This is a genomic window from Vreelandella sp. F11, from assembly GCF_042466685.1.
Lineage (GTDB): Bacteria > Pseudomonadota > Gammaproteobacteria > Pseudomonadales > Halomonadaceae > Vreelandella.
This window is the reverse complement of sequence record NZ_CP170448.1, coordinates 20,526-33,893: the sequence shown is the minus strand read 5'-3', so window position 1 is coordinate 33,893 and position 13,368 is coordinate 20,526. Positions and strand designations below refer to the sequence as shown.

Annotated in this window: 12 protein-coding genes and 1 other RNA gene; 5 read left to right on the top strand and 8 right to left on the bottom strand. The window is 56.4% G+C overall.

Annotated elements, in window-relative coordinates; genetic code table 11:
• Positions 1–12: 12 nt before the first annotated feature.
• The 4 genes from ACFIOZ_RS00145 to ACFIOZ_RS00130 form a co-directional block, all read right to left on the bottom strand.
• Positions 13–1,260 carry a UbiH/UbiF/VisC/COQ6 family ubiquinone biosynthesis hydroxylase gene (locus ACFIOZ_RS00145; protein ID WP_386081418.1) on the bottom strand — a complete coding sequence of 416 codons (1,248 nt, stop codon included), beginning with the start codon at positions 1,258–1,260 and terminating at the stop codon, positions 13–15.
• 34 nt (positions 1,261–1,294) lie between these two features.
• A complete protein-coding gene (gene ubiH / locus ACFIOZ_RS00140; RefSeq protein WP_386081417.1) occupies positions 1,295–2,524 on the bottom strand; it encodes a 2-octaprenyl-6-methoxyphenyl hydroxylase in 1,230 nt (409 codons plus the stop codon).
• A 94-nt stretch (positions 2,525–2,618) separates the two neighbouring features.
• Positions 2,619–3,959: a Xaa-Pro aminopeptidase gene (gene pepP / locus ACFIOZ_RS00135; protein ID WP_386081415.1), complete on the bottom strand. Its 1,341-nt coding sequence runs from the start codon at positions 3,957–3,959 to the stop codon at positions 2,619–2,621.
• A gap of 35 nt (positions 3,960–3,994) precedes the next feature.
• Positions 3,995–4,573, bottom strand: coding sequence for a UPF0149 family protein (locus ACFIOZ_RS00130; protein ID WP_386081413.1), 579 nt, complete (start codon positions 4,571–4,573; stop codon positions 3,995–3,997).
• Between the two features lie 182 nt (positions 4,574–4,755).
• Here ACFIOZ_RS00130 and ACFIOZ_RS00125 point away from each other — a divergent pair, with 182 nt between their 5' ends.
• The 3 genes from ACFIOZ_RS00125 to ACFIOZ_RS00115 all read left to right on the top strand — a co-directional run bounded on the left by ACFIOZ_RS00125 (position 4,756) and on the right by ACFIOZ_RS00115 (position 5,956).
• The gene (locus tag ACFIOZ_RS00125) at positions 4,756–5,055 is read left to right on the top strand and encodes a cell division protein ZapA (RefSeq protein ID WP_035582466.1); all 300 of its coding nucleotides are present in this window, start codon (positions 4,756–4,758) and stop codon (positions 5,053–5,055) included.
• A gap of 73 nt (positions 5,056–5,128) precedes the next feature.
• Positions 5,129–5,311: non-coding RNA, 6S RNA (gene ssrS / locus ACFIOZ_RS00120), on the top strand.
• A gap of 30 nt (positions 5,312–5,341) precedes the next feature.
• Positions 5,342–5,956: a 5-formyltetrahydrofolate cyclo-ligase gene (locus ACFIOZ_RS00115; RefSeq protein WP_386081411.1), complete on the top strand. Its 615-nt coding sequence runs from the start codon at positions 5,342–5,344 to the stop codon at positions 5,954–5,956.
• 445 nt (positions 5,957–6,401) lie between these two features.
• Here ACFIOZ_RS00115 and ilvA read toward each other — a convergent pair whose 3' ends face one another.
• On the bottom strand, positions 6,402–7,916 hold the full coding sequence (ilvA, locus tag ACFIOZ_RS00110) for a threonine ammonia-lyase, biosynthetic (RefSeq protein WP_386081409.1): 1,515 nt from the start codon (positions 7,914–7,916) through the stop codon (positions 6,402–6,404).
• Between the two features lie 179 nt (positions 7,917–8,095).
• Here ilvA and rpiA point away from each other — a divergent pair, with 179 nt between their 5' ends.
• The gene (rpiA, locus tag ACFIOZ_RS00105; RefSeq protein ID WP_386081407.1) at positions 8,096–8,770 is read left to right on the top strand and encodes a ribose-5-phosphate isomerase RpiA; all 675 of its coding nucleotides are present in this window, start codon (positions 8,096–8,098) and stop codon (positions 8,768–8,770) included.
• Positions 8,771–8,793: 23 nt separating this feature from the next.
• Here the strand turns inward: rpiA and waaA are convergent, their stop codons facing one another.
• The 3 genes from waaA to ACFIOZ_RS00090 are packed head-to-tail and all read right to left on the bottom strand — an operon-like array spanning position 8,794 to position 12,603.
• Positions 8,794–10,086: a lipid IV(A) 3-deoxy-D-manno-octulosonic acid transferase gene (waaA, locus tag ACFIOZ_RS00100; RefSeq protein WP_386081406.1), complete on the bottom strand. Its 1,293-nt coding sequence runs from the start codon at positions 10,084–10,086 to the stop codon at positions 8,794–8,796.
• Positions 10,086–11,516, bottom strand: a complete 1,431-nt coding sequence (gene hldE / locus ACFIOZ_RS00095; protein ID WP_386081404.1) for a bifunctional D-glycero-beta-D-manno-heptose-7-phosphate kinase/D-glycero-beta-D-manno-heptose 1-phosphate adenylyltransferase HldE — start codon at positions 11,514–11,516, stop codon at positions 10,086–10,088. The genes waaA and hldE overlap by 1 nt, the downstream gene beginning before the upstream one ends.
• Positions 11,506–12,603: a glycosyltransferase family 9 protein gene (locus ACFIOZ_RS00090; RefSeq protein WP_386081403.1), complete on the bottom strand. Its 1,098-nt coding sequence runs from the start codon at positions 12,601–12,603 to the stop codon at positions 11,506–11,508. Before ACFIOZ_RS00090 ends, hldE begins: the two co-directional genes overlap by 11 nt.
• Here ACFIOZ_RS00090 and ACFIOZ_RS00085 point away from each other — a divergent pair.
• Entirely contained in the window at positions 12,602–13,321 is a 720-nt protein-coding gene (locus ACFIOZ_RS00085) for a 3-deoxy-D-manno-octulosonic acid kinase (RefSeq protein ID WP_386081401.1), read from the top strand. The two genes, ACFIOZ_RS00090 and ACFIOZ_RS00085, sit on opposite strands and share 2 nt — an antisense overlap.
• Positions 13,322–13,368: the final 47 nt, after the last annotated feature.

Here is a 13,368-nt window from a genome sequence, read left to right as displayed (position 1 = left end):
CGACAACCTGTTTTAGCAACAACTGAGTGGCAGGCGGCCGCGCTCTCCGGTCGCCTGCCGCATCAAGACCCGCTTCAATGGCACCCACTGGTTCATTCCGCTCATGCCCAGGTTGCGCGCCAGGGTAAGCGCTGGGTCATGGCTACCAAACAGTACTTTAAACCCTTTCATTAACCCCAGCATGGCGCTGTTATCAAAACGCCGACGACGCTCATAGCGCCGTAAGGTGCTTAACTCTCCCCAAGGAGCGCCGCGCTGCCAGGCATGCACCACTTCTTCCGCCAGCACTGCCGCATCCATTAGCCCTAAATTCACCCCCTGGCCTGCCAGTGGATGGATACTGTGGGCGGCGTCCCCCACCAATGCGAAATGTGGCTGCACATAGTGGCGGGCATGGCGCTGCACTAAAGGGAACCGATGGGTCTTATCGCAGCCCGTGACCTCACCTAGGCGGTGGCCAAAGGCTTTACCCAATGCCTCCCCAAGGGCTTCACGGTGCAATTCACTAAGCTCAGCGGCATGCTCAGGGGTGGTCGACCATACGATGGAGCAGTAATGATCATTACCTTCCACGGTTAAAGGCAGGAACGCCAATGGGCGGCCATCGATAAATGCTTGCCGTGCTATTCCGCCATGGGGTTTCGCACACCGCACTGTCGCTACCACAGCCTCCTGCCGCATATCGTCACAGGCCACCTCAATTCCCGCCATTTCCCGCAGCACCGAGCGGGCGCCATCAGCAGCCACTATTAATGGCGAATGGAGTTGGCGACCATCATCAAGTACCAACCAATTGCCACTGCTACCCTGCAGTGCCTGCAGGCGAACGCCAAAATAGGTGGTGACGTTGGGATCGCCAATCACGTGGTCATTCAGTGCGGCCAGCGTGACCGTATTCTCAACAATATGGCCGAGCACTGCCACTCCGGCCTCATCCGCGGAAAAAGCGATCTCACCACTCCCTTCGGCATCCCATACGTGCATACCTCTATAGGGCGTGACCCGCGTTTTTTGCATGGCAGGCCAGGCGCCAAGATGCGTCAGTAGGCGCTGGGAGACGGGCGTCAGCGCGCTTACCCGTGGGTTGGGCAGCTCTCTCACAGCACTTTCGAGGGTAAGCGGCGCAGGCTGAGCCTCTACTAGTGCCACCCGCATACCCGCTTGAGCTAGCAGAGCGCATAGCGCGGTGCCAACCATACCGCCGCCGACAATGACCGCCTCAAAACTTTCCACCGACGGTGTCGCTGATGATGAGCTCATATCTATAGCGTTCCTGTTGTAGTGGCCATAAGCGTTAGCGTTCCAAACCCATCGCGCGTCGAGCCAGCCCTCGCCGCAGCGGCCCCACCAGGTTCAGGCCGATTAACCCCGCGGCCCGAGCATGGGGGAGCAGGGGGAAAGAGAGCCCAAACAGCCGCACCAGGCCGTCGCTAAAGCGGATTACATTGGCGCGATCTCGGGAGCGCTGCTTCTCAAAGGCCTGCAGCGTGGACATATCACCTAGCGGCCGCTTGGCCTGCTCGCCCTGCTCCAGCGCTTCGACAAGATCCATTACTCCGCGCAGCGCCAGGTTAAACCCCTGCCCCGCGACTGGGTGCAAGGCGTGGGCCGCGTTGCCTAATACTGCCAGCCCTGGTCGCACCGGCTCTTCAGCGGTAACCAATGAAAGCGGGTAGGTGTGTCGAGTGCCCACCCGGGTAAATCGCCCCACCCGATCACCAAACGCGCGCTGAAGTTGCAGCAGAAATTCACGCTCAGGTAGCGCCATGCGCGATTGTTCACTGCCAGTCGGGTGCGTCCAGATCAGCTCCATGACCTGGCCCGGCAGTGGCAGTAGCGCCATTGGCCCTTGTGCAGTAAAGCGCTCGTAAGCCACCCCACCATGGGGCTGGCTCACGCCGACATGAGCGATAAGCGCTGTTTGCTCGTATGATTCACGGCGACTGCCAATGCCTAGCTGCTCCTTAAGTCCTGAGCGCCCTCCATCGGCTAATACCGTTAGCCCTGCGGTTATCTGACTACCATCTGAGAGTTGAAGATGGTGCCCGCCGGCCACAGGCGTAAGCTGTTCGACTTTTGCCGGGCAGTGCCACTCCAATGGCAACTGGGCAAGTCGTTGGTGCAGCACCCGCCCCATCCACGCGTTGGGAATAACATGGCCCAGCGCTGCAACACCTAGCTCGTCAGCACTCAGCCGTGTCGCGCCTAAGCGGCCACGTTCACTGATATGAATGCGCTTGATGGGCGTGGCCTCGTCGCGCATTGCCTCCCACACATCTAACTGCTGGAAGCGCTGGGCTGAACCTTCTGCAATCGCACTGGCCCGGGCATCAAAACTGGGTTGCCAGGTAGTTTCATGCGCCTGAACAGCCACAGGCGCCGATTCAATGATTGCCACTCGCCAGCCATAGCGCTCAATCAGCGGTGCCAGGGCGCAGCCTAAGCTGGCGCCCACCAGTCCGCCGCCCACTATCACAATGTCATGGGTCAGCGCTCGTTTAACCGCATGATTAGACTGCTGCATTGGCTTCTCCCGACCGCGACACAACCTCATAAAGAGGCAACAATAATTTCGTAACGTAATTTACATAAAGACCACTGCAGACATTGAGGAGTGGTTACTTTTTAGCCATCAATGCCTCGATTTCGACGACCTGCTTAGGCACATCTGCAGTCAGGACTTCATGACCCTCATTTGTGACGACCACATTGTCTTCAATACGAATACCAATACCCTGATAGGCGTCAGGAATATCGTCATCGCTAGGGATATATAGGCCGGGCTCTACGGTGAGCACCATGCCTGAGACCAGTGGCCGAGGTGTTTGCTCATCCAGCCGGTAGGTACCGACATCGTGCACGTCAAGCCCCAACCAGTGTGACGTCGAGTGCAGGTAGAAGCGCCGATAGCTCTCGTCATCGATGCGCGCCTGAACCTCGCCTTCCAGCAAGCCAAGCTCAATCAGCCCGGCGGTTAAGTCATACACCACGCCCTGATGTATATCAGCCAGGGTAGCCCCCGGCTGGACAGCGCTAACAGCACGCTGCTGGGCATGGAGCACTACTTGGTAGAGCGCTCGCTGGGCATCACTAAACCGCCCTGAGACCGGGAATGTGCGAGTGATATCACCAGCGTACAACTCAAACTCGGCCCCCGCATCGATGAGCACCAAGCCGTTGTCACTCAGCGGCGCGCTATTTTCAATATAGTGCAGTACGCAGGCGTTGGCTCCGCTACCTACAATCGTACTGTAGGCAGGGCCACTGGCCCCACGCCAAACAAACTCATGCTCTAACTCGGCCTGGAGCTGAAATTCGCACAGCCCTGGGCGCGACACCTGCATAGCACGGCGGTGAGCCTGGGCTGAGATCAGCGCTGCATGTCTGAGCAGGGCAATTTCAGCGTCGCTTTTGATTAGCCGCATGGCGTGAATCAACGGGCTAACATCCAGCCAACCTTTTAGCGGCGGCCGACCACGTCTAAGCCCAGCCTGGGCTTCCTGTAACGCATCTTCTGCCATGCTGACGGCCTCGGCGTTGTCTAGCGGCAGATAAAGCAGCTCGCGACCTGTCAACAATTCGCTCAGCCGCTCATCGCGTACTGCGTTTTCAAACGCCTGATCAATGCCGTACTCCGCAATGACACCCGCAGCGCCCAAACGGCGCCCAGTCCACGCTTCCATGGTGGGGTCACGATCCTGGCAGAACACCACGCTTTCACCCTCAGCGCGCCCTGGGAGCAGCACCAGTAGCGCATCCGGTTCGCGGATGCCGGTCAGGTAGTAAAAATCACTATTCTGGCGGAAGGCAAATTCACTATCCCGTGAACGCGTCATCAGCCCGGCGCCGGGAAGCAACACCGCTGCGTTATCCGGCAGTTGGGCCATTAAGGCGTCACGGCGCTGGCGATACTCGGCCACGCTGATCGCAGGGGGGCGAGGTAACATTTCGGGCCGCATAGAGGCTCCTAGCATAGTGGTTCAGGTAAAGGCGATTAATGAACAGGCGCGTCGGTTTGTTCGACTTGTGGCATCCCTGGGTGCTGCTCGGTATACAGCATCATTGCGGCCATACGGGCATGCTCGGTAAGCGCAAACAGATCGTTTTCGTTTTCGGGGCTGTCGTCGATATCAGTATCTATCCGGCCCAGCGCCTGCAAGTCATCAATCGCCTCACGGAGCGACTGAGACCAGCGCTCGCGCAGCTCGTTGTCGGCTACTTCATCAACTACCTCAATAAAGCCCAGCGTCCACTCTTTCAGACCCTGCGCCTGCTCACCCAGGGAGAACAACTCGTCGGGTAGCAGCGGCGAATAGTCCAGGTCGCTAGCGCTGAGCGCCTCTACGGTTTGCCGCCGCCAGCCTAATAGCCGCTCGGCGCTTGCTTGATCCCGGGGCTGCTCAACGCCAAGGCTCTGGCAGACTTCGTCCAACCATGCCTCTGCATTCACATCGCGTAGCGCCAGTAGTGCACATAAGCGGCCATCCAAAAACGCTGGTGACTGCATGCTGCCATGGAGAAGAAAGACATCTGCGACATCGGAGAAGTCCTGACGCTCATCAATCAATGACATAGTATTTAATAACCTCGTATTCACTGGGCGTGTGATGGATAGGGTGGCGTCAATGGTACGAGATGCACTCGCCGCGCGTTGACCGCGCACAAGCGCCTCTCTTATAGTGAGCGACACCTATATCTTCCTATGCTGTGATGTTAACGCATTGGGCGCCTTGCTGGCCCGTGCTGGAGTCTTTGATGAGTAACGCCAAGCGGCCAACCAAAGAAATAACCCTGTTAGGGCGCGGCTATATCATTGCCTGCGACACGGGCGAAGAAGCCAAACTTGACCGCGCAGCACGCTATTTAGACCGTGCCATGCAGGGTATCAATGCCCAAAGTAGCGTTCTCGGCAGCGAACGAGTGGCCATTATGGCAGCGCTCAATATCACCCACGAGCTGCTTGAAGCCATGGATGAACACCGTGCCGGTGAAGAGAACCTTAACCGATTAAATGACCGCCTTGAAAAGGCGTTGGCCAAAACACGCCAGCCCTAACGCGTTGTCTGAAAGCTCTGCGAACGTTTAACCCGACACTTTGGCATTGGCCGTCGCTCTGTTAGGATGGCGGGGTTCTCTGGGGTGTACGCCAGTCGTTATAGTCCCTCGAGCCTATGCGTAATACCCAGGGGGCCAAATGCTAGCCAGGCCCGTGTGCATGTCCGTGCGTCGGAAAGCCTGACGGTCTGGCTGCGGCCACCCACCTGAACCAGTAGGTTCAGGGCCAGAATGACAGCGGCACTCTGGAGAACACCCAACCTATAGGGTATGAGAGACCATCTGCATGGAAAGCCTCCATCGGGACGTCGATAAGCGCGCACTGCGCCGTTTTTTACGTCATCAACGCCGAGCCCTTTCTCAGCATGAGCAGCGCCTTGCGGCTCAACGTTTGTGCAGGCAATTAAAATCCCTACCTGAAATTCGTCGCGCACGACGCTTAAGTCTTTATCTGCCTGTCAACGGTGAAATTGACCCTACGCCGCTACTTCCCTGGCTGCGTCAACGTAATGTCGATATTTATCTGCCGGTTTTGCGCCCATTTAGCGCTAATCGCCTGTGGTTTGTAGCCTACCGCCCTGACACACCCATGGTGAAAAACCGTTTTGGTATTTGGGAGCCTGACGTTCGATTCAGCGCACAGCGACGTAATCGGCTACCGACCTGGGCACTGGATACGCTGATTGTGCCGCTAGTCGGGTTTGATGCGAATGCTAATCGCATGGGCATGGGGGGCGGTTTTTATGACCGTAGCTTGGCATTCATGCATCGGCCCGGCCCGTCGCCTACCTTGATTGGCGTCGCCCATGCCTGCCAGCAAGTAGTTGCGCTCCCTGTGGAGCCATGGGATGTGCCCTTACAGGTAGTCGTCAGTGACCAAGGCTGCTTTCGCCGTCAGTAGCTGTACTTAAATTTGACCACAAAAAAGGGCCAACCCATTAAAGGATCAGCCCCTTTCGTCTGATATCTGTCACCTTATCGGCGCTAACGTATAGTGGCAAACCTGGAGGGTTTAGCTTCCCGATAACGCCTGTGCATAACCGGTAGCAAGCACCCCTAATGCAAACACCACCATCAACGCCATTACCATATCAGGCTTCTTCCGCCGCATGCCGCTTCTCCAACACCTATATTGTTGCCGAATGTGCCAAACCCGCCACTCTTTGATGTTTTCTAAAGAATGGCGAATTTGCTTAATTTCGCTCACGACTATAGAGCTATAAGGCCATCATTGACAACTGGTTTAGCGGCATTTTTTAGCCTCATTTCTAAGGATTAAGTTACGTTGCGTTACTAGCAGCTCTGACTTTTAAGGTGAGCAAGCACTTACATACAGTAGTGAACGATTAAGCCATAAACAGTCGATAGGCTGGATTATCGCTCTCGCGCCAGTAACGGTAACCGATGGCATCTAAATACTCCGCCACATGGGTTCGGTCACCGTTAGGCACTTGCATACCCACCAGTACTCGACCATAGGCCGCACCATGGTTGCGATAATGAAACAACGAGATATTCCAGTCGTGGGGCAGTTGGGTCAAAAAGTTCATCAACGCGCCTGGGCGCTCGGGGAACTCAAAGCGGTACACTTCTTCTTCGAAACGCTCGCTGGGACGGCCGCCACTCAAGTGGCGAATATGCAGCTTCGCCAACTCATTATCGGTGAGATCTTCCACTTGATAGCCGCCTTCACGCAGCTTGTCGATCACTGCCTGGCGGTCTTCACCACCGGGCTTAACCTGGACGCCTACATAAATATGCGCTTCATTACTATCGGCATAGCGATAGCTGAATTCGGTCACCATGCGCTTGCCTAGTGTGCGGCAAAACTTTTTAAAGCTGCCGGGTTTCTCGGCAATGGTCACCGCCAGAATTGCTTCGCGCTGTTCGCCTAGCTCCGTGCGTTCAGCGATGTGCTGTAAACGATCAAAGTTGGTATTGGCCCCGGAATTAATGCAGATCAGCGTCTCGCCTTCGGCACCGGTCTGCTGGATATATTTTTTCAGCCCCGCCAGCGATAGCGCGCCGGAGGTTTCCGCCACCGCTCGCGTATCTTCAAAAATATCTTTCACCGCTGCGCACATTTCATCGGTATTGACGGTAATAACGCCGTCGAGCAGGTCTTTGATCAGCGAAAACGGCACCTCGCCAATCTGCGCGACCGCGACACCCTCGGCAAATACGCCCACTTGGTCGAGTACCACGCGCTCACCCGCCTCTAAAGCGGCTTTAAGACAAGCGCTGTCTTCGGCCTCAACGCCAATAACTTTGATATCCGGGCGCAGGTACTTCACATAGGCCGCGATACCTGCGATTAATCCACCGCCGCCGACTGGTACGAAGATGGCGTCTAAGCGACCAGCGTGTTGGCGCAGAATTTCCACGCCAATGGTACCTTGACCGGCCACCACGTCGATATCGTCAAACGGCGGAATGTAGGTGTAGCCGTGCTCTTTGATCAGCTCTTGAGCATGCTCGGCGGCAGCGGCAAAAGCATCCCCTTTGAGGATGACCTTGGCGCCCCGGGCGCGCACCGCCTGTACTTTGATATCCGGCGTGATCCGCGGCATCACAATGACAGCTTTGACCCCCATCAGCTTTGCAGCCATGGCCAGCCCTTGGGCGTGATTACCGGCGGAGGCAGCAATCACGCCTTTATCTTTTTGTTCCTGGGTGAGCTGCGCCATTTTGTTGTAGGCACCGCGAATTTTGAACGAAAACACCGGTTGTAGGTCTTCGCGCTTAATCAAAATCTGGTTATTAAAGCGACGCGACAAAAAGGGTGCAGGGGAAATCGGGGTCTCACAAGCGGCTTCATAAACGCGGGCTTGGAGGATCTTTTTGACGGTGGCTTCTAGCATGCGGGTATCCCAAGGGAAGAACGTGAACGGACAAAACTTTTATTGGTAGCAGATTACGCCTAGCGGCGTCTAGCCGGGTTGCCATCGGCAGGCAGCGCTTAGACCGCTATACTAGCGCCACGAGCACTTCTCTGACTAACTCTCTTGTCACTAACCATACTTTGACCACTAGGCTGACTATGAACCAGGATGAACTGAAGGCCGCCGTAGCGGACGCAGCGATTGAAGAAATTAAAGCTCAGTTGGAAAAGGATACCATCTTAGGTATTGGCACCGGCTCTACGGCGAATCTGTTTATTGATCGCCTAGGATCATTGCGCGACCGCTTTAAAGGCGCGGTAGCGAGCTCTAAGGCGAGCGCCGAGCGTCTTGAGAAACTGGGCATTGAGGTGTTTGAGCTTAATAGCGTCGGCACAGTACCCTTTTATATTGACGGTGCAGACGAAGTTAATGCTCACTTACATATGATTAAAGGCGGTGGCGCTGCGCTTACCCGTGAAAAAATCGTGGCGGCCTGCGCCGAACGTTTTATCTGCATTGCCGATGGCTCAAAGTACGTGCCTCAGTTAGGACATTTTCCGCTACCGGTAGAGGTTATCCCCATGGCGCGCTCCTATGTCGCCCGAGAGCTGGTCGCGCTTGGCGCCGAGCCGGTTTATCGCCAGGGGGTAGTCACCGACAACGGTAACCAAATTATCGATTGCTATGAGTTTATGATCGCAGATCCGGTGGCCATGGAGGCACGCATCAACGCTATCGTCGGTGTGGTAACCAATGGGCTGTTTGCTGCCCGCGGCGCGGATGTTCTACTGCTAGGCAAAGAAGATGGCGTAGAAAGGATCTCGCTTAAATAAAGGCTCTTAGATAAAGTTACGGACTAACAAGACAGCAGTGAAGCCAATCCTGTCAGGGTGCGATCAAGTGCGCCTTTGTGTGCCTCAATCGCCTCGCACCCTGCTTGCCCCGCCTTCAGGGTACGCTCAGGGTTAACGAAATAGCCTGTTACGGCGTCTGCCAGCGCCTCCGGGGTATCGACCAGGGTTAGCGCCCCTGCCGCTTGCAGCGGTTCAGCCACATCGGCAAAGTTCTCAATCGAGGGGCCGCTAAGCACCGGCCTACCTAGCGCAGCCGGTTCAAGTATATTGTGTCCGCCCAGCGCTACTAAACTGCCTCCTACAAAGGCCACACGGCCCGCTGCATAGAGAGCGGCCAGTTCACCCAGTGTATCGCCCAGGTAGACCTGGGTTTGTTCGGTCACGGGCTGCTGCTGGCTGCGGCGGCTTAGTGTCCAGCCTTCGGTTTGGCAAAGCTTGGCGACGTCGTCAAAGCGCTGGGGGTGGCGGGGCACGAGTACCAGCAGCGCATCAGGAAAACGGTTCAGCAGTTGGCGATGGGCGTTAAGCAGTAGCGCTTCTTCGCCGTCTCGGGTGGAGCCCGCTACCCAAACCGGACGTCCTCCCCACTCTTGAAGTAAGCACTCACCCTCACCAATGGGCTTATCTTGGCTAGCTATTTCAAATTTTAGTGACCCAACTATGCGGGTGATATCCGTTCTGCAGCCGAGGGCGTTAAAGCGCTCGGCGTCTGCCGACGATTTTGCAGCGAGCCAGCTAATCTCGGCGAGCGTACCGGCCATTAGCGGACGCAAACGTTGGTAACGCTTAAAGGCGCGCGGGGATAAGCGCCCGTTCACCACCGCGACGGGGATGCCCCGCTGTCGGCAGGCGTGGATCAGATTAGGCCACAGCTCGGTTTCAAACAGGATGGCAAGCTCGGGTTCAATGCAGCACACAAAACGTTTGGAAGCACCTGGAAAGTCCAGCGGCAGAAAGCGGTGAGAAAGTCTTGCCTGATCGGCTGGGGGTTGCTCGCTAATGAGCGCTTGAGCCTGCCCGGCACCGGTCGCGGTCATGGTGGTGAGCAGCAGGCTATGGCCTGGGAAACCCGCTAATAGCCGCTCAATCAGCGGACGCGCAGCGCGGACTTCTCCCACCGAGGCGCAGTGGAGCCAAATACGCGGTACGGGAGGAAGCGGCTCAAGGCGTAACCCCAGCCGCTGAAAGCGTGAGTAAGTAGGTACTTGCTCACGCCAGATACGCCATCCAATCAGCGGTGAGAGTGCATACAGAGCCGCTGAGTAGGCAAGCCGAGGCCAGGCGGGTGAAGCCATTAGCGCTCACGATCAATAATAGAACTGATCATCGCTGAGGTAGATACGCCATCTTCAAAGCCTAGTACCTTCACCTCGCCACCATTGGCTATAACGGCGCTGCCCCCGGCAATCTCTTCTGGGCGGTAATCGCCACCTTTGACCAATATATCGGGTAGTACCGCTTCGATCAGCGCTTGAGGGGTGTCGTCACTGAACGGCACGACCCAATCGACGGCGCCGAGCCCCGCCAACACCTGCATACGTCGGTTAAGCGGATTAATCGGACGCTTGGGCCCTTTCAGGCGACCAATGGAGGCGTCGTCGTTAACTGCGACAATGAGACGGTCTCCCAGCCGTTTGGCCTGCTCCAGATAAGCGACATGGCCGGCGTGCAGGATATCGAAGCAGCCGTTGGTCATGACCACCCGCTCACCACGCAGCTGAGCGGCCCTGACAGCTTCTATCAGCACGTCTGGCTCAATCACCCCGAACTCGGCCAGCTTATCGCCGTGTAGCGCAGTGTAGAGCTCGGCGATCGACAGGGTGGCTGTTCCTGGTTTGGCCACTACCAAACCGGCCCCTAAATTAGCCAGCATCATTGCTTCGGGAAAGGCGTGGCCTGCCGCTAGCGCTAGCCCCATTAAGCCAATAACGGTATCGCCCGCCCCTGTTACATCAAAAACTTCCTGAGCGCGTGTCGGTAGGTGTAAAGGTGCGTGCCCTTCACGAATCAAGGTCATGCCTTTTTCACTGCGAGTAATCAGCAATGCTTCTAGCTCCAACTCAGCGCGTAGTGCTTCGCCTCGGTGGGATAGCTCTGCATCGGTTGCGCAATGGCCGACCACCGCTTCAAATTCAGTTAGGTTGGGTGTGATTAAACTTGCCCAACGGTATTTGCCGAAATCCTGACCTTTAGGATCGATCAGTACACGCTTGCCCTGTGCTCTTGCGTTGGCTATCAGGCTCTCTACTTGGTTCAGCGTGCCTTTGCCGTAGTCAGAAAGGATCACTACGTCGCAATCTGGGAGCGCCTTTTCTACCTGAGTTACCAGTTCACTGGTATCGACACTGTCCAGGCGCTGCTCAAAATCAAGGCGCAGCAGTTGCTGATTGCGACTCATCACACGCAGCTTGGTGATCGTGGGTATCTCAGAGCTGCGCTGAAAGTAAGTACTCACACCTGACGCAGCCAAACTGGCTTGTAGAATCTGAGCGTTCTCATCGTACCCGATCACGCCCGCCAGCACTGCATGACCACCTAAGGAGGTAATGTTTAGCGCCACGTTAGCCGCCCCACCTGGACGATCTTCAACATCTTCCACCCGCACCACCGGCACCGGCGCTTCGGGGGAAATCCGTGAGGTACCGCCATGCCAGTAGCGATCCAGCATCACATCGCCAACAACCAGAACGTGGGCATGCTCTAAGGCGGTTAAATCAATTTTCATCGTTGCTCCCTGCGCTAGCGGAAGAGGCGGAATGCGCCAGCAGTGTATCCAGTTTAGCGATAACGTCATCCGCTTTAATCAGCATCATGGCGCTTGGGTGTCGCACCCGCTGGCCCCAGCTCACCTCGTCTACCGGCTTATGCAGATAGGTACGTACCGCTTCAGGGTAAGCATTAACTGCAAAATCACGCCACAAATAGGGCGCGGCACGCTGGGGATTGGTGGACGCATACAGCCCCAAAGCAGGCGTTCCCATGGCATTGGCCATATGGATAGGGCCGGTATCCGGTGCTATCACCGCTCGGGCTTGATCGATCAGCGCTAAAACCCCTTTTAGCGAGGTGCCGCCAATGGCGTTAATCACGCTCCCAGGCTGGCAGAGTGCTTCAATTTGATCGCCAATTTCCCGCTCCAGGGCACTGCCACCGCCGGTCAACACGCTTTTAAGACCGTGCTGCACCCAAGCGTGTTCAATCACGCTGGCATAACCCTCTACCGACCAGTTGCGAAAATTACGCAGGCGTACATTACTGCATGGGTTAATCACTAGGTACGGGGCGTTACCGCTGATAACCCGTGCTTCGTTACGTGCCGTGTCAGGCACCGGCAAGTCCCAAGTTAAGCGATCATCCTCTACGCCAAGCACCCGGGCAAAGTCCATAAATGACTCCAACACATGGGCATTGGGGTGCGGCGCGAGCTGATGCTGGGTGAACCAGTGCTGGGCATCTTTGGCTCGCGCTTTGTCATAGCCCACGCGGACGTTTGCCTTCAGTCCCAGTGAGAGTACGCTGGCACGGATGGCCTGCTGCATATGCAACAGTACATCGAAGCGCGTATCGGCAAGCTGGCGCCATAACGCGCGCATACCGGCAATACCTGTCGACTTGTCGTAAACAACGAACTCGACCCCGGAAAGCCCCGCCAGTAGACTGTGCTCCCCCTTACCGATAATCCAGGTAATGCGCGCATCGGGCCACTGGCGCTGCAACGCCCGCACCGTGGGCACGAGATTGCACACGTCGCCTAGGGCGGAGAGGCGCAAAATGGCAATGTGGTTAGGCTGAACAGGCAGAGAGGGCTTCATGCGCTTAGCGGCACTCCGGCAGAGAAATTGGCTGATTTTACATGATGTAGACAGTTTATGTGACGCGCCGGGAACACACCAAATTGATCCCGACCTATTCACTCGCGAGTACTGGCGTGAGCGAGGATTAATTGTGGGCGAAGCGCCTGGCCGTGGCAGCAGCCTATTTTTGCAGGCAACGCCAACCAAACAGTGGGTGCTAAGGCCCTATCGTCGCGGCGGTATGGCAGCCAAGCTCAGTGAAAAACGCTACTTATGGAGTGGCGCTGAGCGAACCCGGGCATTTCGTGAGCTGCGCTTGACTGCCGCGCTGTTTGAGCAAGGGTTACCGGTACCCCGGCCCGTAGCAAGCTGTGTGACCCGCTATGGGCTGACTTATGAAGCCGCGTTGATTACCGAACGCATTACCGGTGCCAAAGCATTCGCTGAGCTACTGGTCAACGATCTGGCCGATGAAGCGCTGTTGCAGCGTGTAGGTGCTATGATTCACCGCTTTCACCAAGCGGGTCTTGATCATGTCGACCTGAATGCCCGTAATATTTTGATTGACCCGAGTGGCGAACCTTGGCTGATTGACCTTGATCGCTGCCGCTTGCGTAAGGAGGGAAAGTGGCAGACGCATAATTTAGCTCGCTTGGAGCGCTCGCTAGGAAAGTTTTCTGCTGCCCCGCATAGCTCAGACGTAATGGGCGGCATTCGACAAGGCTACTTTGGCTAAAAGTATAACGCAGCTCACTCAGAATAACTTTTTAGAAACATCTGTCA

Bases quoted from the DNA above. Each gene is read 5' to 3' on its own strand.
- ACFIOZ_RS00125 (WP_035582466.1), top strand. From the start codon at position 4,756: ATGAGTAACGCCAAGCGGCCAACCAAAGAAATAACCCTGTTAGGGCGC.
- ilvA (WP_386081409.1), bottom strand. From the start codon at position 7,916: ATGCTAGAAGCCACCGTCAAAAAGATCCTCCAAGCCCGCGTTTATGAA.
- rpiA (WP_386081407.1), top strand. From the start codon at position 8,096: ATGAACCAGGATGAACTGAAGGCCGCCGTAGCGGACGCAGCGATTGAA.
- ACFIOZ_RS00115 (WP_386081411.1), top strand. From the start codon at position 5,342: ATGGAAAGCCTCCATCGGGACGTCGATAAGCGCGCACTGCGCCGTTTT.
- waaA (WP_386081406.1), bottom strand. From the start codon at position 10,086: ATGGCTTCACCCGCCTGGCCTCGGCTTGCCTACTCAGCGGCTCTGTAT.
- ACFIOZ_RS00085 (WP_386081401.1), top strand. From the start codon at position 12,602: ATGCGCTTAGCGGCACTCCGGCAGAGAAATTGGCTGATTTTACATGAT.
- ACFIOZ_RS00090 (WP_386081403.1), bottom strand. From the start codon at position 12,603: ATGAAGCCCTCTCTGCCTGTTCAGCCTAACCACATTGCCATTTTGCGC.
- ACFIOZ_RS00130 (WP_386081413.1), bottom strand. From the start codon at position 4,573: ATGTCATTGATTGATGAGCGTCAGGACTTCTCCGATGTCGCAGATGTC.
- hldE (WP_386081404.1), bottom strand. From the start codon at position 11,516: ATGAAAATTGATTTAACCGCCTTAGAGCATGCCCACGTTCTGGTTGTT.
- pepP (WP_386081415.1), bottom strand. From the start codon at position 3,959: ATGCGGCCCGAAATGTTACCTCGCCCCCCTGCGATCAGCGTGGCCGAG.
- ubiH (WP_386081417.1), bottom strand. From the start codon at position 2,524: ATGCAGCAGTCTAATCATGCGGTTAAACGAGCGCTGACCCATGACATT.
- ACFIOZ_RS00145 (WP_386081418.1), bottom strand. From the start codon at position 1,260: ATGAGCTCATCATCAGCGACACCGTCGGTGGAAAGTTTTGAGGCGGTC.